Origin of the sequence: Streptococcus suis, from assembly GCF_002960445.1 — a bacterium.
Lineage (GTDB): Bacteria > Bacillota > Bacilli > Lactobacillales > Streptococcaceae > Streptococcus > Streptococcus hyiners.
This window is the reverse complement of the sequence record NZ_POJD01000225.1, coordinates 1-315: the sequence shown is the minus strand read 5'-3', so window position 1 is coordinate 315 and position 315 is coordinate 1. Positions and strand designations below refer to the sequence as shown.

The 315-nt window shown below is 41.6% G+C and carries 1 protein-coding gene; it reads right to left on the bottom strand.

What is annotated here, in order from left to right:
* Positions 1–315, bottom strand: a 315-nt coding sequence (locus C1G53_RS09045) for a DegV family protein (RefSeq protein WP_153046686.1), incomplete at both ends; no start/stop codon positions are given.

Below are 315 nucleotides of genomic sequence, written 5' to 3'. Positions count from 1 at the left end.
CGTCCGAACTTTTTCATACACTTCTATCTTACCCTCACCTGTAAAATACAGAATCGGTTTGATGCTCAAAAGATTGCCAAGCAAGGCTGCACCATTGGACAAGCGACCACCTTTTACCAAATGATTGAGGTCATCAACCATGATGAAGGCTGTAGTCTTCCCAATTTCTTGGTCCAATTTCCCAGTAATCTCTTCAAAACTAAGTCCTGCATCAGCCCATTTGAGAACATTTTCGACCATCATACCTAAAGGAGCCGATGTGATTTTGGTATCTGGAAAGGCAACGGTTAATCCTTCAAATTCATCAGCCAAATA